The 21,621-nt window shown below is 70.5% G+C and carries 20 protein-coding genes; 8 read left to right on the top strand and 12 right to left on the bottom strand.

Annotated features, from left to right (window positions below; translation table 11 throughout):
* Window positions 1-42 precede the first annotated feature (42 nt).
* The 3 genes from ACYVF7_RS57395 to ACYVF7_RS57385 form a co-directional block, all read right to left on the bottom strand.
* Window positions 43-1,083, bottom strand: coding sequence for a hypothetical protein (locus ACYVF7_RS57395; protein ID WP_460356873.1), 1,041 nt, complete (start codon window positions 1,081-1,083; stop codon window positions 43-45).
* On the bottom strand, window positions 1,080-1,601 hold the full coding sequence (locus ACYVF7_RS57390; protein ID WP_460356870.1) for a SigE family RNA polymerase sigma factor: 522 nt from the start codon (window positions 1,599-1,601) through the stop codon (window positions 1,080-1,082). The genes ACYVF7_RS57395 and ACYVF7_RS57390 overlap by 4 nt, the downstream gene beginning before the upstream one ends.
* A gap of 66 nt (window positions 1,602-1,667) precedes the next feature.
* Window positions 1,668-2,354 (bottom strand): TetR/AcrR family transcriptional regulator, encoded by a 687-nt coding sequence (locus ACYVF7_RS57385; RefSeq protein ID WP_460356868.1) that lies wholly within the window; start codon window positions 2,352-2,354, stop codon window positions 1,668-1,670.
* A 90-nt stretch (window positions 2,355-2,444) separates the two neighbouring features.
* Between ACYVF7_RS57385 and ACYVF7_RS57380 the strand changes: the two genes are divergently transcribed.
* From ACYVF7_RS57380 to ACYVF7_RS57370, 3 genes are all read left to right on the top strand, one after another.
* On the top strand, window positions 2,445-3,992 hold the full coding sequence (locus ACYVF7_RS57380) for an AMP-binding protein (protein WP_460356866.1): 1,548 nt from the start codon (window positions 2,445-2,447) through the stop codon (window positions 3,990-3,992).
* 63 nt (window positions 3,993-4,055) lie between these two features.
* Complete coding sequence (locus tag ACYVF7_RS57375; protein ID WP_460356864.1) at window positions 4,056-4,733, top strand: tyrosine-protein phosphatase; 678 nt, start codon at window positions 4,056-4,058, stop codon at window positions 4,731-4,733.
* Between the two features lie 772 nt (window positions 4,734-5,505).
* Entirely contained in the window at window positions 5,506-6,948 is a 1,443-nt protein-coding gene (locus ACYVF7_RS57370; protein ID WP_460356862.1) for a hypothetical protein, read from the top strand.
* Between the two features lie 7 nt (window positions 6,949-6,955).
* On the opposite strand, the gene ACYVF7_RS57365 is transcribed toward ACYVF7_RS57370, so the two are convergent.
* The gene (locus ACYVF7_RS57365; protein WP_460356860.1) at window positions 6,956-7,756 is read right to left on the bottom strand and encodes an MmyB family transcriptional regulator; all 801 of its coding nucleotides are present in this window, start codon (window positions 7,754-7,756) and stop codon (window positions 6,956-6,958) included.
* 117 nt (window positions 7,757-7,873) lie between these two features.
* On the opposite strand from ACYVF7_RS57365, the gene ACYVF7_RS57360 reads away from it, so the two are divergent.
* Window positions 7,874-8,707, top strand: coding sequence for an alpha/beta fold hydrolase (locus ACYVF7_RS57360; RefSeq protein ID WP_460356858.1), 834 nt, complete (start codon window positions 7,874-7,876; stop codon window positions 8,705-8,707).
* A gap of 77 nt (window positions 8,708-8,784) precedes the next feature.
* On the opposite strand, the gene ACYVF7_RS57355 is transcribed toward ACYVF7_RS57360, so the two are convergent.
* From ACYVF7_RS57355 to ACYVF7_RS57345, 3 genes are all read right to left on the bottom strand, one after another.
* On the bottom strand, window positions 8,785-10,203 hold the full coding sequence (locus ACYVF7_RS57355) for an amidase (protein WP_460356856.1): 1,419 nt from the start codon (window positions 10,201-10,203) through the stop codon (window positions 8,785-8,787).
* A gap of 265 nt (window positions 10,204-10,468) precedes the next feature.
* Entirely contained in the window at window positions 10,469-11,716 is a 1,248-nt protein-coding gene (locus tag ACYVF7_RS57350; RefSeq protein WP_460356854.1) for a sensor histidine kinase, read from the bottom strand.
* Between the two features lie 5 nt (window positions 11,717-11,721).
* Entirely contained in the window at window positions 11,722-12,375 is a 654-nt protein-coding gene (locus ACYVF7_RS57345; RefSeq protein ID WP_460356852.1) for a response regulator transcription factor, read from the bottom strand.
* Between the two features lie 158 nt (window positions 12,376-12,533).
* Here ACYVF7_RS57345 and ACYVF7_RS57340 point away from each other — a divergent pair, with 158 nt between their 5' ends.
* From ACYVF7_RS57340 to ACYVF7_RS57325, 4 genes are read left to right on the top strand one after another with little or no spacing between them, the layout of a single operon-like run.
* Entirely contained in the window at window positions 12,534-13,079 is a 546-nt protein-coding gene (locus ACYVF7_RS57340; protein WP_460356849.1) for a hypothetical protein, read from the top strand.
* Between the two features lie 14 nt (window positions 13,080-13,093).
* Window positions 13,094-14,299 (top strand): efflux RND transporter periplasmic adaptor subunit, encoded by a 1,206-nt coding sequence (locus tag ACYVF7_RS57335; protein ID WP_460356847.1) that lies wholly within the window; start codon window positions 13,094-13,096, stop codon window positions 14,297-14,299.
* A gap of 20 nt (window positions 14,300-14,319) precedes the next feature.
* Window positions 14,320-15,051, top strand: a complete 732-nt coding sequence (locus ACYVF7_RS57330; RefSeq protein WP_460356845.1) for an ABC transporter ATP-binding protein — start codon at window positions 14,320-14,322, stop codon at window positions 15,049-15,051.
* Entirely contained in the window at window positions 15,048-16,274 is a 1,227-nt protein-coding gene (locus ACYVF7_RS57325; RefSeq protein WP_460356843.1) for an ABC transporter permease, read from the top strand. The genes ACYVF7_RS57330 and ACYVF7_RS57325 overlap by 4 nt, the downstream gene beginning before the upstream one ends.
* A gap of 105 nt (window positions 16,275-16,379) precedes the next feature.
* On the opposite strand, the gene ACYVF7_RS57320 is transcribed toward ACYVF7_RS57325, so the two are convergent.
* The 5 genes from ACYVF7_RS57320 to ACYVF7_RS57300 form a co-directional block, all read right to left on the bottom strand.
* The gene (locus ACYVF7_RS57320; RefSeq protein WP_460356841.1) at window positions 16,380-18,698 is read right to left on the bottom strand and encodes a WD40/YVTN/BNR-like repeat-containing protein; all 2,319 of its coding nucleotides are present in this window, start codon (window positions 18,696-18,698) and stop codon (window positions 16,380-16,382) included.
* A gap of 238 nt (window positions 18,699-18,936) precedes the next feature.
* On the bottom strand, window positions 18,937-19,524 hold the full coding sequence (locus ACYVF7_RS57315; protein WP_460356839.1) for an SLATT domain-containing protein: 588 nt from the start codon (window positions 19,522-19,524) through the stop codon (window positions 18,937-18,939).
* A gap of 124 nt (window positions 19,525-19,648) precedes the next feature.
* Window positions 19,649-20,152: a glycosyltransferase gene (locus ACYVF7_RS57310; protein ID WP_460356836.1), complete on the bottom strand. Its 504-nt coding sequence runs from the start codon at window positions 20,150-20,152 to the stop codon at window positions 19,649-19,651.
* Window positions 20,149-20,796: a glycosyltransferase gene (locus ACYVF7_RS57305; protein WP_460356834.1), complete on the bottom strand. Its 648-nt coding sequence runs from the start codon at window positions 20,794-20,796 to the stop codon at window positions 20,149-20,151. Before ACYVF7_RS57305 ends, ACYVF7_RS57310 begins: the two co-directional genes overlap by 4 nt.
* A complete protein-coding gene (locus ACYVF7_RS57300; RefSeq protein ID WP_460356832.1) occupies window positions 20,793-21,533 on the bottom strand; it encodes a hypothetical protein in 741 nt (246 codons plus the stop codon). The genes ACYVF7_RS57305 and ACYVF7_RS57300 overlap by 4 nt, the downstream gene beginning before the upstream one ends.
* Window positions 21,534-21,621: the final 88 nt, after the last annotated feature.

Raw genomic sequence — 21,621 nt, 5'->3', positions numbered from 1 at the left:
TCGCACGCGGAGGACCGAAGACTCCGCAGGATCACCTCGACGTCACCAGGCGCAGGCGCCGGCCGTGTCACCGACCTCGACGCCGGCGGCGACCTCACCGAGCATCCGGGGGCTCAGCGAGGGGCCTCCCTCGTAGTCACGGACGGTGAGCACGCGCCCGGCACCGAGGTCCACCGCGACGGCCATGCCGCCGCTCGGTTCTCCGCTGGTCGAGACGGCGTCGATGGGGTAGGACCGAGCGGGCCTTCCGCCGATCCGCAGCGGCGTCCCCTGGGCGGGGAGACGTCCCTCGCCGACCTCGGCGCTTATCGCCCGCAGCGCGCTCATCGCCACGAGTTCCGCGCGGCAGCCCGAGCCGGTCCGGCTCACGACGACATGGTCCGTGGCGTACCTCGTCGGCAGCCAGGTCGCCCGCAACGGCGGGACGACCGTCGCCCGGTCGTCCGGCCCGACCGATCGGGCCACGCGCAGCGCGTCGGCGCAGGGGTCGATGAGGCCGCTCATGGTCACCGACAGCACCGTCTGGGCGGTGGGCCGCCAAGCGATCATGCATTGCCCCGAGCTGTCCTGCCAACGCCGCGCCTCGTGCCCGTTCACGTCCACCGTCGTGCTGCCCGTCTGACGGCGGAGCGACGTCAGCTGGTCCTCTCGCCCACCCCGCGTGGGCGGCTCGACCTCCATGTCGACCCTCGGCACCAGCGCGTTGTCGGCCGGCCGTTCCGTCAACGAGCGGTCGGCCCAGGTACGGATCTGGACACCATTCGACCGTCCCTGGCCGACCTCGCGAGCGACCTCGGTGAAGCCCTGCGGCAACCAGCCCGGCCGGTACAGGAGTCGTACCGGGGCCGGCCGCGGGCCGGCCTGGACCCGACGGCCGATCGACTCCGGCCCGCCGGACGGCACCCAGACGGCGGCCGCGACCGCCGCACCGGAGACCACGGCGGCCATGACGCCCTGCGTCGCCACGCGGCGTCGGCGGGCGCGGCCCATTCTCACGCGGAGGTCCGCCAGAACGCGGTCCGCCGCGGGAGCGTTCTCCGCCTGCCGCTCGAATGCCTGACGGATCACCTCGTCGGTCGTCATCGCAGGTCTCCCCTCACGGCGTGGTCGTGCGGATCCAGGTCCCCTCGGGGATCGAGCCGTAGCTCGGCCAGCGCCCGGGACGCGTGCGAGCGCACGGTCGCCTCGGAGCAGCCGAGGATGTCGGCGATCTCGGCAGTGGACAGGCCCTCGTAGTAGCGGAGGGCGAGCACCGCGCGCTGCCGTGGCGGCAGCGACATGATCCCGGACCAGACGGCGTCACGCTCCTCGACCTGTCCGGCATGCCCGTCGTCGGGTTCGATGGCGGCGTCCAGCACCCCGTCGGTGGCCGGCATCTCCCTGGAGGAGCGGCGTCGCCGCCACGACAGGTACTCGTTGGTGATCATCCGCCGCAGGTAGGCCTCGGGTGAGGCCATCGCGCCGATCCGCCGCCAGCGGCGCTGCGCCCTGATCAGCACGTCCTGCACGATGTCCTCCGCTCGATGCGGGTCACCGGTCAGGGCGGTGGCGAACCGCAGAAGCCTGGGCAGCCGCGCGACCAGAAACTCCTCGAAGCCCACCGGCACCCCTATCTCTCGCCTTTCCTCTTGAACGTCGCGAGGACGCCCATCCGTTGAGTCCGTGCGTCAGCGGTCTTGCGGAAGGGCGGCGATGCCGTCGAGCACCCGCTCCAGCGCGAACTCGAACCGGGTGCCGAGGTCCGGGGCGGTGAGGTCACCGGCCAGCGCGACGGTGTGCGGGAACTCCTCGGCGGGCAGCGCGGCGAGCCGGTCGCGCAGGTCGTCCAGGTAGGAGCGGGGAGTCCGGCCGGCGGCGACGGTGGCCGACAGCGGGGCCTGCTCACCGCCGACGAAGCCGATCAGGAAGGTGGTCAGCAGGTACAGCGCGTAGGCGGTGTCGCGGTCGGAGAGCCCCGCGCCGCGCAGCGCCCCGAGCACGGCCTCGACCGTACGCAGCTGGCCACGGCCGGCGGCGAACCGGCCGGAGAGCAGCCGGGCCGAGTCCCGATACGCGAGCAGGTGCCGGCGCAGCGCGCGCATGATCTCGGAGAGACCGGCACGCCAGTCACCGCCGTCGTACGCCGGGAGGTCCGGCACGTCGGCCACCGCGTCGGCGAGCAGGTCGAGCAGCTCCTCCTTGTTCCGTACATGCCAGTACAGCGACGCGGCGTGCACGTCGAGCCGGGCGGCGACCTTGTTCATGGTCAGGCCGTCCAGCCCTTCGGCCTGCAGGGTGTCCAGCCCGGCGGCCACGATCGCCTCCGGGCGGAGCTTCGGATCCGCCGCCGGCGGGCGGCCGCGTCGCGGCGGCATCGGGTTCCTCCCCTGGGGTTGCCGGTCGTTCGGGCCGTCCGTAATGTAGCGCCCGAAGAAAATCCAATGGCATTAGATTAAGGGGCGGGCATGACCGACGACTTGCCGGCGTGGTACGTCACGAGTGCGCTCTCGGCGCTCGCCGCGTACGAGGACGCGGTGGCGCTGCGGTACGACGGGCGTTCGATCACCTACCGGGAGCTGCTCGCCACGGTCCACCGGACCGCGCGGTTCCTGGAGCGGCAGGGACTGCGCCGGGGCCAGGGCCTCATGCTGGTCACCCGCAACCGCCCGGAGGCGTTCACCCTCAGGCTCGCCGCCCACCTGCTCGGGCTCCGCTACACCCCGGTGTTCCCCGACACCGTCGGCGACGCGGACGAGCTGCGGCACCTGCTGACCGACACCCAGGCCACCGCCCTCGTGTCCGACCTCGAGATCGGGCCGGTCGCGGACCTGGCCAAGAGCGCGGGCGTCCCGCTGGTGTACTCGCTTGTCGACCTCACGGCCGTCGCCGCGGGTGAGTCCGACGAGCCCGTCCCGGTGTGCGCCCAGGAGGGCGACATCGCCCGCATCCTGTACACCGGCGGCACCACCGGCCGCCCGAAGGGCGTGCCCGCCACGTTCGCGGGCCTCGGGGCGTCCACGAAGGCATGGGCGTCGGCCGGGGCCGATACGCCGCCGGAGGGCACGCGATTCCTGCTGGCGACGCCCTTCGCGCACGGCTCCGGGGACGCCGCGCTGAACATGCTCCGCCTGGGTGCCTGCGTGGAGATCATGGACGGGTTCGACCCGGCCGGGTTCGTCGCCGCGGTGCACGACGCCCCGGCGGCGATCACCTACCTGTACCCGTCATGGCTGTACCGCCTGCTCGACCACGCCGAGGGGGACCTGGCCCCGCTGAAGTTCGTCATGTACGGCAGCTCCCCCGTCGCCCCGGCCCGGCTGCGTCAGGCCCTGGAGCTGCTCGGCCCCGGGTTCATGCAGACGTACGCGACCACCGAGGCACCGGCCATCGCGACACTGCGGCCGGCCGACCACGCCGCCGCCCTGGCCGGCCGCCCCGACCTCCTCGCCTCGGTCGGCCGCCCCATGCCGGGCGTCACCGTCACGCTACGGCGCACCGACGGCACGCCCGCACCACCCGGTGAGGTCGGGGAGGTCTGCGTCGAGGGACCGGGCGTGATGACCGGATACTGGAACCGCCCGGCCGACCCCGGCCAGACCGTACTGCCGGACGGCCGGCTCCGCACCGGCGACCTCGGCCGATTCGACGACGACGGCTACCTCCACCTGGTGGGCCGGCTGAAGGACATGATCATCGTCGACGGCTACAACCACTACGCCGGCCCGATCGAGGACGCGCTCACCGAGCACCCCGCCGTCCGAGAGGCCACCGTGGTCGGCGTCCCGGACGAACGCACCGGCGAGGCCATCCACGCCTTCATCACGGTCCGCCCACCCGGCATCACTCCGGCCGCCCTACGCTCCTGGGCGACCGACCGCCTGCCCGCCGACGCCGTACCGGTCACGATCACCGTCCTCGACGACCTCCCGGTCACCCCCCTCGGCAAGCCGGACAAGACGGCCCTCAGGGCCCGTGCCGCCTCGACGACCCGATCCGCGATGACCGAAACCTGAGGCAACGACCTACGCCGGGGTGGGGTTCTGGAACCTCCTCATGCCGCCAGGCATCCGAGGATCATGCGCTATCTGGAGTGGGAAGGGTCCATCAACGCCCGAGACCTTGGCGGGTTAAGGACGAGTGACGGACGTGCGACCCGTCCGGGCGCCGTCGTGCGATCGGGTATGCCGGACCGGCTCACCTCGCGAGGCTGGTCCCAACTGATCGCATCCGGCGTCCGGACGATCGTGGATCTACGGGACGCGGCGGAGCGTACTGTCCCTCCACCGCCTCCGTTGACCTGTGTGCACGTCCCGCTGGACGACACGGCCGACACCGCGATGTGGGAGCCCATCAACGCCAAAGGCATCGGCGGGACCCCGCTCTACTATCCGGTCTTCCTGGAACGGAAGGCCGAACGGTGCGTAGCGGCGATCAGGGCGGTGGCGCAGGCCGAGCCGGGGGGTGTACTGGTCCACTGCGCGGGCGGGCGGGATCGAACCGGTCTCGTCAGCGGGTTGCTGCTTCTGCTCGCCGGCGTCGTGCCCGAGGAGATCATCGCCGACTACGAGCTCAGCAACCAGTGGGTGGCGCTGAACAATCCGCGCTACTGCACGCTGGAGGTCCTTACGCGCTACAACACCACCGAACGGGAGGCCCTGCTGGCCGTTCTTGGCTCCCTGGACGCCACCGCTTACCTGAGCGAGGCCGGTTTGCAGGAAAGCGAGATCAAGGCCGTACGTTCCCGGCTGCTCTAACGCGACAAGACGGCACCCGCACGCTCGCCGCTCGACGTCCCGGTCGACGCCGCGTCATCGCCGGTGGGGCGACTCTGCGTGGGCCCGGTAACCGCCCGCCGGCCAGGGCCATGACGCGGCGTAGATGATCGCGCGGGTCAACTCCTCGGGATCCGCCGCCTCGATAAGCCGCCACCCGACCGGTGGCGGCATCAAAGCCCACCACGACTTGGTGTACGGGCCGAACCAAATCAGCGTCCCCGGAAACCTCCGGCGCAGGACCATCATCGCGTCGGCGCTCACGGGCGGTCGTCCGGCCGCCCGTCGAGGTATGCCACGATCTCGGAGGCTGCACCTGCCGGGTCGCCCGCGGCATGACGCACCTCATCCGTACGACGCCAGACGAACGTCTCGCCTTCGACGCTGATCCACAGTCTCTTTCCGGCGAGACCGGCGCGAACCGACAGGGCCGGTCGAGCGTCGCTTAATCCGACATAAAGCCCCGATCCCGCCAACGCCTGGCACAATTCAACGAGTGCGCGGATTTCCCGAGTACTGTCCGCTGCGGTACGACGATCAGCTGCTGATGAGTCCATTGCCGCCCTTCCGTGCTCCGAATGACGCTTCCACCTTCCGGCATTGAGCTCCGATGGATGCGTTCCAAGCAGGCGAGGGCGGTGTGGACGTGCGTCCCGATGGTGTGGTTGGTGTGATTCCGACTTCGGCCCGCGGTTTTAGGTAACTTCGTGGTAAGCGTTATCGCCTGCGGTGACCATGTTCCCGGGGAGGCCTCATGTCCGCTGCCGTGACCCATAGCGGAGCCGGCGCGCCGAACGCATTCTTGAAGGATTTGCTCGAACAAATCGGATGGCGTCCGGAAATTCTTGCCCGCCGTGTAAATGCGGCTCTCGTTGTGATCCCTGGCAAAAGTCGCCAATTGCACGCCAAAACCCCATACCGTTGGATCAACCGCGGGGAAGTCCCTCATGCGCCGGTCCCCGAGATCGTCGTCTGGCTTCTGGCGGAGGCCACTGGCCGCGACCTGACGTTCGAGCAGGTATGGCCGCGTGGGGCTCCGCGTTCGTCGTTGCTCTTGCCTGCCGACCACCGGATGGATCTACCCTGGGACGCGAGCGGATTGCTGCGTCTCCTGGAGGAGTGGTCGCATCCGATGCTGACCCGGCGGACGTTCATGGCCATCTCCGGCACCACGTTGACGCGTCACGTGTGGCAGTGGTCGGATTCCTCGGTCCCGTCCCTCGCATCGGCCGCGCGAGAGGGCGGCCTGGTCACCGAGCCGGTACTCCAGTTGGTCGAGGACATCGTCAGTCGATGCCAGCAGTTGGACGAGCGTCATGGCGGCGCCGCCTCAGCCTTCGTCGCCGACCAATTCGCCTGCGTGTCGCGGTTACTGCGCCATTCCCGCTATGACGCGCGAACGGGTCGGCGCCTCACCGCTGCCCTTGCCCAGTTGGCCCAGACGTCGGGGTTCATGGCGTTCGACTCTTCCCGCGACGGTGAGGCGCAGCGCTGGTACCTCATGGGTCTTCGGGCGGCTCACGCCGCCGGTGACCGCGCGCTGGCCGCGAGCATCCTGGGCCTGATGAGCAACCAGGCAACGGAGATCGGCAAGATGGGCGACGCGCTGCAACTGGCCACGGCCGCGCAGGAGGCCGCCTCACAGGCTCCCATGACGGTGCAGGCGCTCATCACCGCGAGAAGCAGTCTCGCCAACGCGGCCGCAGGGGATCTCGCGACCTTCCAGCGATCCCGAGAACGCACGCTCGACCTGCTGGAACGTGCGCAGGCCCGTGGCGAGGTCGCGCCGCAGTGGGCGAGTTACGTCACCCGGACAGAGCTCGAGGCCATCGCCGGCCGAGGCCTGGTCGTGCTGGCCCGGCGGATGCCCACGCACCGGGGTCGTCTCCTGACCGACGCCGAGGCTCTTCTGCGTGGCAGGGCCCACACCGATCCATCCGGAGTGTCCCAGCGATCGGCGTTCCGGCACGGAGCATGGCTCGGCCTGGCCCATGCCCAAGCCGGCGACCTGGACCAGGCCGTGGCCGCGGCGCGCCATTCCATCAACCGACTGCCCGGCGTCACCTCGGCGCGCGGCGTGGGCCTCCTCCAGCGGCTTCGCCGTGAACTGGCCCCGCACGCCCGCCGATCGCCCGAGGTGAAGGTTCTCCTCCGGGAGCTCGACCGAACGCTGCCTCGTGCCAGGACTTCAGGCTGACAGGCTGTCAGCCGGTCTGCGCGCGGCGGCGGAGGGCGGTCTCGGTGGCCTCGTCGGCGGGGAAGAACAGTTCGAGGGACAGGTCGGACAGGGTGACGTCCAGCGGGGTTCCGAATGTGCTCAGCATGGTGAACATCGACAGTTCCTCGCCATCGACCTCCAGCCGCCACGGCAGAACGGGGTCGTCCGCGTCGTCCTCGGACAGGCGGCTCCAGGTCTGGCGGTCCGGGATGCCGGGCCAGGTCGCGATCTCGTCGGCGAGTGTGGCGAGGGCCGGGTCCTGGGTCCGGATGACGGACCGGTCGAGCTGGTGCAGGAGGTAGGCGGACCATTCCGCGAAGTTCCGGGTACGGCCGGCGAAGCCGGCGGGGTGCAGCGCGGTGCGGTAGATGTTGGTCGGCACACCGCGGACCTCTTCCGGTATGCCGGCGACCAGCCGGCGCGCGGCCTGGTTGGTGAGCCGCACATTCCACTGCCGGTCGATCGCGGCGCCGGGGAACGGGTCGTGTGCGTCCAGCAACGCCTGCAGTGAGGCTCGAACGCGGGAGAGCATCGGGTCGGTGAGCGGCGTCTCCGGGTAGCGGGGAGCGTAGCCGGCCGCCAGTAGCCAGTCGTTCCGCTCGCGCAGCGGCAGGTCGAGATGCCGGGCGATCGTCATGAGCAGGCGGGGGCTCGGGTTCGACTTGCCCAGTTCGACGAAGCTCAGGTGGCGGGGTGAGATCCCGATTTCATGCGCCAGATCCATCTGGCTGCGCCCGGTCAGGCCCCGCCGTCGGCGAATCAGGCGCCCGACGGTCACAACTGTCACGGAACGTGATGGTATCCGGGCGGATAGGCGAGAACGAGTACCTGTCAGGTATTCGCTTTCCGACCTCCCAGGCCCGCACGATGGCCGAGTTCCGCCTACTCGTGAAGGGAAGCAAGAATGCCGTTCTTCGACGCCACGGATGGCGCTCGCCTTTTCTATGCGGAAGCGGGTGCGGCCAGCGGACGCACCGTCGTGTTCGTCCACGCCTGGGCGCTCAACAGTGGGATGTGGAACTACCAGATCCCCGCCTTTCTCGCCGCCGGCATGCGCTGCGTCGTATTCGACCGGCGCGGCCATGGGCGGTCCGATCTGCCCGGACGTGGCTACGACCTCGATCGCCTCGCCGACGACCTGGCGGACCTGCTCACGCACCTGGATCTGCGCGACGTCGTGCTGGTCGGACACTCCATGGGTGCGGCCGAGGTGGTCCGCCACCTGTCCCGCCACGGTGACGAGCGCGTCTCGGGAATGGTCCTGACCGCCCCTACCACGCCATTCCTGCTGCGCACGGATGACAACCCGGAGGGTCCCGTCGAGGCGGCGACCGCCGAGGAAGTCCGGAAAGTCATGCGCCGCGATATCGGTGCCTTCGTCGAAGGCACCTCGCACGCTGATTGGTTCGGGCCTGGATATGAGGTTTCGGCGGGGCTGGCCGACTGGACTCGGCGCCAGTTCTTCGATACGCCGCTGCAGGTGCTGCTGTCGACGAACGAGGTATTCATCAACGCGGACCAGCGCGACGAGCTCACCAAGATCACGGTGCCGGCTCTGGTCATCCAGGGCGACGCCGACCGCTCGGCGCCGATCGACCTGACCGGGCGCAGGACCCATGCTCTGCTACCCGACTCGAGGCTCGTGGTGATCGACGGCGCGGGACATGGCCTCTTCATGAGCGACCCGGACCGATACAACGCGGAGGTGCTCGCTTTCATCGGCACCCTGCCCCACTGAGGAGCGCGCGTGACCGTACGCGATGCCCGGTGACCGCGGGCCCGGGCCGCCTGCCGGACCGGGCCCGAAGCGGCTTATCAGTACCTTCCGATGGCGAATTGAGGGGTTCGAGAGGCCCAGGGCATCGCCTGTTCCAACTGACTCGCGATTTGGAACAGCAGGTCTTCACGGCCGTAGGGCGCGATGATCTGCACTCCGATCGGCAGTCCGTTGTCGCTTTGACCAAGCGGCAGACTGATCGCCGGTTGACCGGAGATGTTGAAGACCATGGTGAACGGGCCGTAGTCGAAGATCGACTCTAGCCAGCTCGCCAGGGTGTGGTCGGGATCGTCGTACCGGAGCGTGCCGTGAGGCGCCGGGAGCCGGCCCAGTGTGGGTGTGATGAGCAGGTCGTACTCGGTGTGGAACGCGCCCACTGACCGGGTCACGCGGTTCTGTGCGCTGAAGGCGGCCAGCATGTCCAGCGCGCTGTATTCCTTCGCGACCCCCAGAAGCCGCCTGGAGACCGCTTCCAGCTTGGCCGGGTCGGGTTGCCTGGGAGCCAGGAGCAGTGTGGAGGCGATCGCCACGGCCGTTGCCGTCGTGCAGTGCATGACGTCGTCCCAGTCGAGGGCCGGGCGGGCCTCGGCGACGGTGTGGCCCATCTGCTCCAGTGTCCGGCCCACCCGGACCGTCGCCGCTGCCACCTGCGGATCCACGGACGCTCCCGACCACGCCGCCGTGGTGACCGCCACCCGCAACGGTCCTGGCTCGACTCCCAGGTCGTCGGCGTATCTGCCCCGTGGAGGTGGGGCGGTGTACTTGTCGCCGATGCCCGGTCCCTGGACGGCGTCGAGCAGGTGAGCGGCGTCACGGACGGTCCGCGTCAGGCCGAACTCGTAGGCCATCCCGAGCATCGGCTCTCCCAGGTCGGGCCCGCATGGGACGCGACCTCGGCTTGGTTTGAGGCCGACGAGACCGCAGCAGGCTGCCGGGATCCGGAGCGATCCGGCTCCGTCGCCGCCATGAGCGACAGGAACGGCACCGGCCGCGACCAGAGCGGCCGCGCCACCGCTCGACCCGCCCACGCCCCGTTCCAGATCCCACGGATTGCGTGTCGGTCCGTATCTGACCGATTCGGTGGAGAAGCTGATCGCCATCTCGGGCACGGTGGTGAGGCCCAGGGTGACCAGGCCGGCGGCCCGGAAGCGGGCCATCAAATCGCTGTCATGTTGAGCAACGACGCCCTGCAGGGCCCGGCTCCCGATGGAGAACGGGATTCCCTGAGCCATCGGCCCGTGGTCCTTGATGAGAAACGGGACCCCGGCGAAGGGCCCGGTTTCAGCATGGTCGAGCGCCGCGGTGAACAGGGGCAGCGCCAGGCCGTTCACCTCGGCGTTCGCCACGGTCAGGGCCTCGCGCGCCACGGCTTCCACCTCTTCGGCGGTGACCTCTCCCGCCCTGATCAGGTTCCGAAGCCCGATCGCGTCGTACCGCGCGTACTCGTGAAGTTCCATGATTTGTCCCTCTGGCGTCCTCGACGCCCGCGTCGATCGCGGAAGGGTTCCGTAGTGCGGGAACCCTCGGTCGGCAGCGTCCGGCGAAGCGAACCGCTGCCACGACAGGCGGCATCGACAGGGCGACGGTCTCAACCGGGCCGTTGGCTCCGGGAGCATCCCCTGCCGGCGATCGAGGTGTTTCTACGCTCGGGACATCAGGGTCAGCTTCACAAGGCCGGTTCCCGCCGTCAACCGAAATACAGGCGACCGCCGGCCCGGCGGGCTACTTCGCCACAGTCTGTCGACCCTCGTCCTCACCAAGCTGCTCGTACGACGCGGGTGCCGGGCCGTCGGAAGGGAACCGGATCGCGATGTCCAGGCCGCCTTCCGGCCGGGCGTGCGCCGTGATGGTGGCGTCGTGGGCGGCGGCGATGGCGCGGACGATCGACAGGCCGAGGCCGTGGCCGCCGTCGCCCCGGGCGGTGCGACCCTCGAGGCGCTGGAACGGCTCGAACAGGTCGTCCACCTGGTCCGGCGGGACGCCGGGCCCGGTGTTGCGCACCGACAGCACGGCGCGCCCCCACTCGATCGCCGTACGGATCTCCACCCGCCCATCAGGGATGTTGTAGCGCACCGCGTTGTCGATGAGGTTGGCCACGAGGCGTTCCGCGAGCGCCGGGTCACCGGCGATCGGGGCGGGCGACGTCCGTACGTCGATCCGGAGGCCGAGCCGTTCGATCCCCGGACGAGGGGCGAGCAGCGCCTGGTCCACGAGTTCCGCCAGGTCGAAGGGCTCCCGGCGGTCGAGTCCTCGTTCGCCGGTGGCGAGGGTGAGCAGCGCCTCCAGCAGGCGTTCCTGCTGCTCGCTGATGACCAGTACGCGCTCCGACGTGGCCCGGAACGACGCGAGTGTGGCCTCGCGGTCGGTGAGCGTCTCCTCCAGCAGCGCGTGTTCGAGGGTGAGCGGGGTGCGCAACTCGTGTGCCGCGTTGGCGACGAAACGCTTGTGCGCGCCCAGCGCCGTCTCCAGCCGGCCGAGGAGGCCGTCGACGGTGTCGGCGAGGTCCTTCAGCTCGTCACGCGGGCCCGCGACCGCGAGCCGCTCGTGGACGTTGCGCGCGGAGATCTGCTGGATCGTGGTGGTCATCGTGCGCAGCGGCCGGAGCACCCGGCCGGCGACCAGCCACCCCAGGACGATGGAGACCACGACCATGATCGCCAGCGCGATCCCGGACTGCACGAGCAGCGCGTGCATCTGGGCAGCGTGCTGCCGGGCCGCCTCCGCGTCCATCCGCGCTTTGAACTCGTGCATCTCCGGCGGTATCGGCTGGTTCTGGAAAATGTCAGTGCTCGGCGCGGGAGCCGTAGTCAGTCCCGTCCGGTAGATGTACCGTTTCGGGCCCGTGGCGTGCCGGACGAGCAGGTACGTGATGGTGAGGAGTACGGCGCCCGACACGGCGAACAGCACGCCGTACAGGAGGGTGAGACGTAGGCGTACCGTGCGCGGGCGGTGCGGTGCGAGCAGGTGCATGGGCCTCATATCCGGTACCCGCCGCGGGGGACGGTCTCGATGACGGGCGGGGCGCCGAGCTTCGACCGCAGCCGGTTGATCGTCGCCTTGACCGTGGTGGTGAACGGGTCGGCCGCCTCGTCCCACACCCGTTCGAGCAACTCCTCGGCGGGCACGACGCGGCCTCGGGCGGCCAGCAGGTACTCCAGCACCGCGAACTCCTTCGGACTGAGGGCCAGCCGCTCGCCCGCCCGGAAGGCGGTCCGCTGCGCGGGATCGAGCCGCAGGTCGCCGTGGGACAGGATCGGAGGCAGGGCCGGCTGCGCGCGGCGGGCCAGCGCCCGGACCCGCGCGACCAGCTCGGCATAGGCGAACGGCTTGGGCAGGTAGTCGTCGGCGCCCAGGCTGAGCCCCTCGACCCGGTCCGCGATCGTGCCGGACGCGGTCAGCATGAGCACCCGCGTGTGCCGTCCCTCCGCCATCAGCGCCGCGCAGACGTCGTCGCCGTGCACGCCGGGCAGGTCCCGGTCGAGCACGACCACGTCGTAGTCGGTCAGCGCCGTACGGTCGAGGGCGTCCTGGCCGTCGTACGAGACGTCGACCGCCATGCCCTCCCGGCGCAGCACCCGCGCCACCGAGTCGGCCAGCTCTACCTGGTCCTCGACGACCAGCAGCCTCATCCGCGCACCTCTCGCATGGACGCCAGGATGCCCGATGCCTGGTCACAACGGCGTCACAGCGACGAGGACCGTGATGTGACCGCCCGATCCGTAGAAACGACCTCAGGCACCGGGCCGCGAGGGCTCCGGGGCATCCACATCGCGGAGAGGTCGACGACATGGACAACGCATACGGCACCCGGGTCAGCGCGAGAACGCGGCGAGCCTGGGCACTGGCCGCGGCGATCGTGATCACGGGGATGGGTCTCACGGCCTGCGGGGGCGGTTCCGGGGGCTCCGCCAAGACCTCGAGTCCCGCCGCGGCCCAGCCTGGTAAGGCCGGCGGGAATTCGACGAAGGCGGTGCAGTACGCCGAGTGCATGCGCAAGAACGGCGTGCCGGAGTTCCCCGACCCGGACGCGAACGGGCGGGTCATGCTCACCGGGAAGAAGGGGAGCGGACTGGACCCCGAGTCGTCGCAGTTCAAGGCCGCCGCGCAGGCGTGCAAGGCGTTCGCGCCACAGGGAGCCGTCGGTGGGGGCCAGGCCGACCCGGGGATGCTGAAGTTCTCCCAGTGCATGCGGAAGAACGGCGTGCCCAACTTCCCCGACCCGCAGGGCGGGAAGCTCCTCATGAAGGAAGGCTCGGGCATCGATCCGAACTCGCCGCAGTTCCAGGCCGCGCAGAAGACGTGCCAGAAGCAGCTCCCGGGCGGTACCCAGTGAGCTCGGACGGCCCGGTGAGCACGCGCGTCCCCGGCCGGGAGGCCGAGACCGGCGACGCGACCGTGCCCGACCGGGCAGGCGAACCGCAGTCCTCCGAGGTCGCCACGCCCAAGCCGAAGAGGCGGCGGCGCCGGTTCGTACGCGTCGGTGTCACCGTCCTGGTCCTGGCGGTCGCGGCGGGCATCGTGATCGCCGCCGCGCCGTTCGGCGAGGGGAGGAAGTCGCCACCGCCGACGACGGGCGCCTCGTCGCTGGCCACCGTACGGCGGGGACCGCTGTCGTCGCAGGTCGATCAGAACGGCACCCTCTCGTACGTCGCTCAGGACGACGGGACCCCCTACTCGGTCGTCGGTCACGCCACCGGCGTCTACACCTGGGTGCCGAGCACCGGCGACGAGATCAAGTGCGGCAAGGTCCTCTACTGGGTCGGCGACGCTCCGGTGGTCCTGCTCTGCGGGAAGTGGCCGGCCTACCGTGACCTGTCGGAGGGGGAGAGCGGCAAGGACGTGCGCGAGCTGAACCGCAACCTGGTGAAACTCGGGTACGCCGACCGTTCGGAGCTCGACCCCGACTCGAAGTACTTCGGTGCGGAGACCGCGGCGGCGCTCGAGAAGCTGCAGGACAAGATCGGGGCCGACGAGACCGGGTCGCTGAAGCTCGGTGCGGCGGTGTTCCTGCCCGGCCCGCTTCGGATCACCAAGGCGATGGCCAGGCTGGGCACGAACGCCCGGCCCGGAGAGCAGGTCGCGCAGGCCACCTCGACCGACCGCCAGGTGACCGTGAAGCTGGACGCCTCACAGCAGTCGCAGGTCAATGCCGGCGACAAGGTACAGATCACCCTCCCGGACAACCGGACGACGTCCGGGAAGGTCGACCGGATCGGTGCCGTGGCGAGCTCGTCGGGGGACAAGGACTCGGACTCCACCAGCGCGACGATCCCGGTGTACGTGACGCTCCAGCGCCCGAAGGACGCGGGCACGCTCGACCAGGCGCCCGTCCGGGTCGAGATCACCGCCGCCGGGGTGAAGGACGCGCTGATCGTGCCGGTCACCGCGCTGAGCGGCCAGGCCGGCGGCGGCTACTCGGTGGAGAAGGTCGACGCGCGGGGCGCGCACAGCGTCGTTCCGGTCACGCTGGGGCTGTTCGACAACGCGGACGGCCTCGTCCAGGTGGCGGGGAGCCTGTCCGAGGGCGACCGAGTGGTGGTGCCCGCCTCATGAGGCCGATACGACGGAGATCAGTGCCGGTTCTCAGTGGTGAACCACCGGCCCTCGACCTGACGGCGGTGACCAAGACGTACGGCGAGCAGCCGCCCGTACGGGCGCTGCGCGGGGTGAGCCTGACCGTACGGAAGGGCGAGCTGGTGGCGATCGTGGGCCCGTCCGGGTCCGGCAAGACCACGCTGCTGCACGTCATGGGCACGCTGGAACGGCCGACCACCGGCACGGTGAGCATCGACGGCGTCGACATCGACCGCCTCGACGACCGCGGGCTCTCCGCGCTCCGGGCCGGCAGCATCGGCTTCGTCTTCCAGCAGTTCTTCCTGGCCGAGCACTCCACCGTGCTGGACAACGTCGCCGACGGCCTGCTGTACGCCGGCGTCGAGGTCCGCGAACGGCGGAGACGGGCGATGGAGGCGCTCGCCCGCGTGGGACTGGAAGAGCGCGCCTCCTCCCGGCCCACGAAGATGTCGGGCGGCCAGCGGCAGCGGGTCGCGATCGCCCGCGCCCTCGTCGGCCGGCCGGCGATCGTGCTCGCCGACGAGCCGACCGGCAACCTCGACAGCGCCACCGGAGCGTCGATCGTCGAGCTCCTCCACGAGCTCAACGCCGACGGTGCGACGATCGTCGTGATCACGCACGACGCGGAGCTGGCCGACCGCCTGCCCCGCCAGGTGCACGTACGCGACGGACTGATCACCTCCGACAGTGCCGGCGACCGGCCGGCCGTACGAGCGGCGGCCCGATCATGACCGCCCCGGCCCCCGCCCGGCTGAGGTTCGGCGACCAGGCGCGCGTGGCGAGCGTCGGGCTCCGGGCCCGGCGGCTGCGGTCGGCGCTGTCGGCGCTCGGCATCGCGATCGGCACGGCCGCGATCGTCGCGGTGCTTGGGCTGTCCTCCTCGTCCCAGGCCGGGCTGCTGCACGAGATCGACCGGCTCGGCACGAACCTGCTGACGGCCAAGAGCGGACAGTCCTTCTCCGGGCAGGCGGCCCAGCTGCCGCAGGAGGCGCCGGCGCGGATCTCGCGGCTCGCGGCCGTCGAGCAGGTGGCGGACACGGCCACCGTCGAGACCGCGAAGGTCTACCGCAGCCCGCTGATCCCTCCGGTCAGCACGAACGCGCTCACGGTACGGGCGACCAGCCTCAACCTGCTACCGGTGATCGCCACCAGCGTCGCCCAGGGACGCTGGCTGAACTCCGCGACCGCCACGAAGCCCGTCGTGGTCCTCGGCGCCGTCGCCGCGCAGCGGCTCGGGATCGACGGAGTCCACGCGGGGCAGCGCGTCTGGCTGGGCGGCCAGTGGTTCTACGTCGCCGGGATCCTCCAACCGGCCGTGCTGGCACCCGACATCGACACGAGCGCCCTGGTCGGCTACCCGGCCGCCCAGCGCTACCTCAACTACACGAGCATCGTCCACGGCAAGGCCGCGAACGGCCCGCCGAGCACGATGTACGTCCGGTGCGACACGAACCAGGTCAACGCGGTGCACGAGGTCCTGGCCCAGACCGCCAACCCCGAGTCGCCGAACGAGGTCGACATCAGCCAGCCCTCCGACGCGCTCACCGCACGGGCCGCCGCGAGCGGCGCGTTCAACAGCCTGTTCCTGGGCCTCGGCGTCGTCGCCCTGATCGTCGGCGCGGTCGGCGTGGCCAACATCATGATCATCTCGGTGCTCGAACGCCGGTCGGAGATCGGCCTGCGCCGCGCGCTCGGCGCGACCCGGGGACAGATCCGTACCCAGTTCCTGTCGGAGGCGATCGCGCTGGCCTTCCTCGGCGGGGCCGCCGGCGTGGCGGCCGGCGTCCTGGCCACCGTCGTCTACGCGGCGACCAAGCACTGGGCGGTCGTCATCCCACCGGAGGCCTGGGCGGGCGGCATCGGTTCGGCCATCCTGATCGGCGCCCTCGCCGGCCTGCTCCCGGCCCTCCGCGCCTCCCGCATGGCTCCCACCGAGGCCCTGCGAACGGTCTGACCCGTAGCAGCGGTGAGAGACGTTGGGGCGTCATGATCGTCAACGTAGTACGAGAGCGTCCGGCCGGCACCTCGCCGGCTGGACGCTCCCGGTGCTCCCTGCCGTTCAGCCTGTCCGGTCGCCGTAGATGACGCCGCGGCCGTTGGTCGCGACGTAGACGCGGCCGTAGACGCGCGGGTCGCCGGTGATGGCGGCGCCGATGTTGCCCCACTGGTGGGCGTCGTCGTTGATCCGCGCCCAGGTGGTCCCGGAGTCGTCGGACCGGAAGACGCCGCGCACGCCGCCGACCTTGGCGATGATGTACAGCGCCGGGTAGGTCTTGCCCGGCGCGGCCTTGCCGAAGCCGACGTTGTCGGCCTCCTGGACGCCTCCGAGCTTGGTGAACGTCGCGCCCGAGTCGGTCGAGTGCCACAGGCCGTACGTCGAGCCGGAGCCGCCGGCCAGCCAGATGTCGCCCTCGTGCCCGGCGACCGCCTTGAACCGTTCGTTGCCGGAGGACGGCAGGCCGGACGCGGCGGTCGCGGTGAAGGTCGCGCCGCCGTCCGTGCTGACGTAGAACCGGCCGCCGGAGAAGCCGTAGAACTTCTTCGGGTTCACCCGGTCGGAGCCCACCCGCGCGCCGGACGGGATACCGGACGAGGCGGTCCAGGAGTTGCCGAAGCCGACCGCGTAGTACACGCCCGTGCCGTCGGGGCTCCACACGAACCGGCTGCCGTCGGCCGCCGCCGCGACGGTGCCGCCGTTGGTCACGCCGGGCGGCTCGCTGCCCTGCCACCAGTTCGCGCCGCCGTCGGTGGAGAAACCGATGCGGTTGACGTTCGCGTTCGCGCTGGAGGACTTGTCGATGTCGCCGACGCGGACCATCCAGCCGGGGTTGGTCTCGGCGTAGTCGAGGCTCGTCGTGGTGGTGAGGGTGGGCTGGGTGTACATCATCGACGGGACCGCGTCGAGGTTGGTGTGGCGGAAGCCGCCGACGTCGCCGAGGGCGGACAGCAGGTGCGCGTCGCCGGACGGCGGGCTGATCAGGTCCAGGGCCGCGGTCTCCTCCAGGCCCTTGACCACCGGCTTGATGGAGATCTGCTTCCCGGCGTCCCAGTCGGTGAGGTTGGTCGTGCCGAAGATCGTGGCGCCCGTCCCGTACATCATGCGCGCGGAGTTGAACGGGTCGATCTCGAGTGCCTCGGTCATCCAGCCGAGCTTGGGTGTGACCTCGGGCGGCTGCGGGTTCGCGCCGAACGTCAGCCACGGCACCGAGGACACGTCCAGCGTGTAGCGGAACGTACGGTTCGGGTAGCTGCTCCAGTCCCAGGCGCGGGTCCAGGTCGCGCCGCTGTCGGTGCTGCGCCAGATCATCGTGTCCGGCCACCAGGAGCTGTAGCCGGTGACCATGAGGGTGCCGGGGTGCTGCCGGTCGACGGTGAGCCCGCTGTAGCCGTAGTAGTTGTCGGAGCTCGACACCGGGATCGGGCTGATGTCGGTCCACGCGCCCGTCGCGGTGTTGTACCGCCACACCTGGCCCTTCGAGCCGTCGTACGGGCCGCCTTTGTCGCTGGTGGCGAGGTACAGGTAGCCGTTGGTCGTGTCGAGCACGCCCTTGTGCGCCAGGTAGCCGGTCGGCTGGCCGGCGACGCGCTGCCACGTGGAGCCGCCGTCGGTGCTGCGGTAGACGGTGTTCTGCGGGTCGGCGACGCCGACGTAGATGGTCTGGGTGGCGCTGCCCGAGCTGCCGCTGCGCTTGTCGAACGTCACCCACACGACGCCCTGGTTGTCGCTCAGGTAGCCGGAGGAGTCGCTCGGGTCCTGCTTGTACGTCCCGGGGTTCGGGAAGGACGTGACCTTCGCCCAGGTGGCGCCGTAGTCGGTGCTCCGCCACAGGCCGTTGCCGCTCGGCGCGCCGAGGTAGAGGACGCTGTCCTTGTTCGGGTCGATGGCCAGGCGCTCGCCCATGCCGCGGCCGGGCATGTTGCCGCCCAGCTTGAACGGCAGCGACGTGGCGGTCCAGCTGTCGCCCTTGTTCGTGGACCGCAGGATGGCGCCGTTGTTCGGGTCCCAGCTGTTGGTGTACATGCCGGCGGCGACGTACACGCGGTTCGGGTCGACCGGGTCGGTGGCCAGGCTCGCGGCCCCCATCCATCCCCAGTTCGTGAAGCCGATGGAGTCGAGCAGCGGGGTCCAGGAACTCGTGCTCTGGTTCCACCGGTACACGCCGCCGATGTCGGTGCGGGCGTAGACGAGGTTCGCCTGCGACTGGTTGAAGACGATGCTGGGGACGAACCCGCCGCCGCCGATCTGGGCGTTCTTCCAGGTGTACGACTCCGCGGCGGAGGCCGCGCCGCCGGAGGCGACCTGGCCGGCGAGACCCGCCAGGACCAGGATCGCGGCGGCCAGCGCGGCCGTGAGCGCGCCGACCGGATTCCTGCGCATTGACGAACTCCTCTCTCGGCAGCGCTTCCGGGAGGGTGGGCACCCAGACTGCCGATCAAGGACGACGCTCACACCGGCGTGTCGAGACCGTCAACGATTCGATTCGCCGTTCGACGGCCTTTCACGAATCGCCGGATCGACCAGCGGAAACGCGGAAAAGAATCCGTTTTACGGCGGTGCCGTTCGACCATACGGGCGCAGCTCAGGCGGGCTGGTCGGCCGACCACACGCGCCCAACTCAGGCGGGCTGGTCGGCCGCCCGGTGCGGGGTCTGGAAGACGCGGACGATGTCGCTCATGCGCTCGGTCATGACCTCCTCGGCCCGTTCGACGTACCGCTTGCGCTCGGCGCGGTGCTGGGCCCACGCGGGCGCGGACGGGGCGTTGCGGATGACCGCGTGCCAGCGGCCGGTCAGCTCGTCGAGGACCTGCCGGGCCTGCATGAAGGCGTGGCCGGGCAGGTCGACCTCGCGGGACTGCCGCGCGGCCGTCTCGACCGACCGGTACGCCTTGGCGGCCTCGGCCGCCTGGTTCTCCTTACGGCCGGGGGCGACCATGCTGACGACCGTGGCGAGCAGGGCGGCGCCCAGCGCCAGCCCGCCCGCGACGAGAGGGAAGCGGTCGCCGGCCAGGACGAGGCTGCCGGCCACCCCGGCGGCCAGGACGGCGGTCGACCCGAGCCACAGGTTCAGGACGCGCCAGATCTTCACCGTCTCGGCCTGGGCGCGTGCCGAGTGCGAGCAGTGCTCCTCGATCCGGTAGAGCTCGGCGGCGACCGTCACGCGCCACGCGGGTTCGCTTCCGATGAAGAGTTCGTTGTCGACCATGGCGTTTCCCCTTGATTACTCGCCGATGATGACGCCGATGATTCAGCGGGTCGTGGCGGCGATGAGCGGGTCACGACGAAAAGGGGGAACGCCCTTGACCGAGGAATGGACTACGTCGCTGGGGCTACCGCCCGCGCAGGTCCGCGAACGCCTCGTCCCAGCGGTCGGCGACCTCGGAGATCCGGTAGCGGAGCGCCGTCTCCTTGCCGTTCTCGGCGAGCCGCCGCATCTCGTCGGGGCCGTCCATGAGCGACAGCAGGGCGTCGGCGAACGCGTCGATGTCGCCGTCCGGCACGAGGATGCCGTCCTGGCCGGACGTGATGATCTCCCGGGGGCCCTGCGGACAGTCGAACGACACCACCGGAACCCCGGCCGCGAACGCCTCCACGATCGTCATCCCGAAGCCCTCGAAGCGGGAGGTGATGACGTGGATGGAGGCCTTGGCCAGCTCGCCCTCGACGTCGCTGGTCGAGCCCATGAAGGCCACGTTGTTGTGCAGGCCGAGGGAGCGCGCCCGCTTGCTCAGCTTCTCACCCTGCGTGCCGTCGCCGTAGATGCGCAGCTTCCAGTCCGGGCGCTTCTCGACGACCTTGGCGAACGCGTCGAGCAGCCGGTCGTACCCCTTCACCTTGACCAGCCGGCGGCGAGGACGACGCGGTTCTCCAGCCGGGACTGCGGGCGCGGCGTGTCGGGCAGCCCGTTGCCGATGGCGTACACCCGCGTGGGGTGGTCCTCGAGCATCCGCGCGTACTCGGTGTGGTCGGCGTCGGTCAGCGTGATGACCGCGTCGAGCTTGGGATACCAGGTGCGGATCTCCTCCAGGATCCCCGGCTTGTGCGCGCCGAAGTGGAGGTGCTCCTGGCCGACCAGGATGACGCCGTCGCGCGCCAGCTGCGCGGCGGCGATGTTGAGCCCCGCCCGGGTGGTGACCAGGACGTCGGTCTGCATCTCGGCGAGGTACTTCTTGAGCGCGCGGTCGCTCTCGGCATTGAAGTTGCTGTACGCGCGCTCATCGGGGTGGAACAGCGTGCTCGGCTTCTCCAGCCGGGACGCGAACCCGAACCGCCACCACTTCTTCGCCGCGGGCCGCAGGTCGACCAGGTGGGTGAGCCGTACCTTGTCCGAGTGCGGCAGGAACGGCCGGTTGCGGTGCCGGAAGACGCTGACGACCTCGACGTCGTGCCGCAGGGCCAGCTCATCGGCGAGGTTGAACGTCGCACGGACGGTGCCGCCCATGCCGTAGGCGTTCATGATGAGGATCGAGATCTTCATGTCGACGCCTCCGCGTTCGCGACGACCGTGGTGGCGATCGCGAGGTGGTCCTTGTCGGTGTAGTACGCCCGCACCCGTACGCGGTCGGCGTCACGCTGGACGTGCCGGGCCGGGAACCGCACCTTGTTCTTCTTCTGCGGGATGTCGTCGAGCCAGGTCGCGACGGTGAGCCCGCCGAGCTCGAGGTCCCAGAAGCCGCGTTCGGTCTCCACCGCGAAGGGGGCGTTCGGGAGCTCCGCCTCCCAGCGGTCGCCGGTGACGGTCACCTCGCCGGTGACGGTGTCCCCGGTCTTACGCCGGGTGGCGACGATCCGCTCGTCGGCGAGCGTCGCCCCGTACGCGAGGAACCCCTCGAACGTCAGCTTCTCCTCACCCGGGTGGACGGCGGTGACCTCGGCGTACCGCTCGGCCGCGCGGACGTCGACGCGGAGCCCGCCGGAGGTGGCGCGGAAGGTCTTCAGCGCGCGGCCACGGGACCGTCGCGCGTACTCGATCAGGCCGTCGAGGGAGAAGCCCGGATCGGTCGTGGTGACCTCGGCGCCGGACGCGTGCACCGACCAGGTGCCCTCGGTCAGGTCCAGGCGGGACAGGTCCGCCGCGTCGCCGTCGAGGGACACCGTGTGCGCGGCGTCCTCCCGCCGGAGCGTGAGCGTCGCGGCGTCGGCCGGTGGTTCGGCCCAGCGGATCCACAGGACATCGTCTGCGTCGAGACGTGCCGACGCGGCGAGTACGACCATCGCTGTGGGAATCCCTTCGTCCTTCCGGAGTGACCGGACATGTAACCAACACCCGGGTAAACGCGCGGCTAAGCGCCGGGTGCGTTCA

This window comes from Actinoallomurus acanthiterrae, assembly GCF_054775715.1.
Note: the sequence above shows the minus strand (reverse complement) of the source record. Positions and strands in the feature narration are given on the sequence as shown.

Bases quoted from the DNA above. Each gene is read 5' to 3' on its own strand.
- ACYVF7_RS57395 (WP_460356873.1), bottom strand. From the start codon at position 1,083: ATGACGACCGACGAGGTGATCCGTCAGGCATTCGAGCGGCAGGCGGAG.
- ACYVF7_RS57385 (WP_460356868.1), bottom strand. From the start codon at position 2,354: ATGCCGCCGCGACGCGGCCGCCCGCCGGCGGCGGATCCGAAGCTCCGC.
- ACYVF7_RS57380 (WP_460356866.1), top strand. From the start codon at position 2,445: ATGACCGACGACTTGCCGGCGTGGTACGTCACGAGTGCGCTCTCGGCG.
- ACYVF7_RS57375 (WP_460356864.1), top strand. From the start codon at position 4,056: ATGCGCTATCTGGAGTGGGAAGGGTCCATCAACGCCCGAGACCTTGGC.
- ACYVF7_RS57370 (WP_460356862.1), top strand. From the start codon at position 5,506: ATGTCCGCTGCCGTGACCCATAGCGGAGCCGGCGCGCCGAACGCATTC.
- ACYVF7_RS57360 (WP_460356858.1), top strand. From the start codon at position 7,874: ATGCCGTTCTTCGACGCCACGGATGGCGCTCGCCTTTTCTATGCGGAA.
- ACYVF7_RS57355 (WP_460356856.1), bottom strand. From the start codon at position 10,203: ATGGAACTTCACGAGTACGCGCGGTACGACGCGATCGGGCTTCGGAAC.
- ACYVF7_RS57350 (WP_460356854.1), bottom strand. From the start codon at position 11,716: ATGCACCTGCTCGCACCGCACCGCCCGCGCACGGTACGCCTACGTCTC.
- ACYVF7_RS57345 (WP_460356852.1), bottom strand. From the start codon at position 12,375: ATGAGGCTGCTGGTCGTCGAGGACCAGGTAGAGCTGGCCGACTCGGTG.
- ACYVF7_RS57340 (WP_460356849.1), top strand. From the start codon at position 12,534: ATGGACAACGCATACGGCACCCGGGTCAGCGCGAGAACGCGGCGAGCC.
- ACYVF7_RS57325 (WP_460356843.1), top strand. From the start codon at position 15,048: ATGACCGCCCCGGCCCCCGCCCGGCTGAGGTTCGGCGACCAGGCGCGC.
- ACYVF7_RS57320 (WP_460356841.1), bottom strand. From the start codon at position 18,698: ATGCGCAGGAATCCGGTCGGCGCGCTCACGGCCGCGCTGGCCGCCGCG.
- ACYVF7_RS57315 (WP_460356839.1), bottom strand. From the start codon at position 19,524: ATGGTCGACAACGAACTCTTCATCGGAAGCGAACCCGCGTGGCGCGTG.
- ACYVF7_RS57305 (WP_460356834.1), bottom strand. From the start codon at position 20,796: ATGAAGATCTCGATCCTCATCATGAACGCCTACGGCATGGGCGGCACC.
- ACYVF7_RS57300 (WP_460356832.1), bottom strand. From the start codon at position 21,533: ATGGTCGTACTCGCCGCGTCGGCACGTCTCGACGCAGACGATGTCCTG.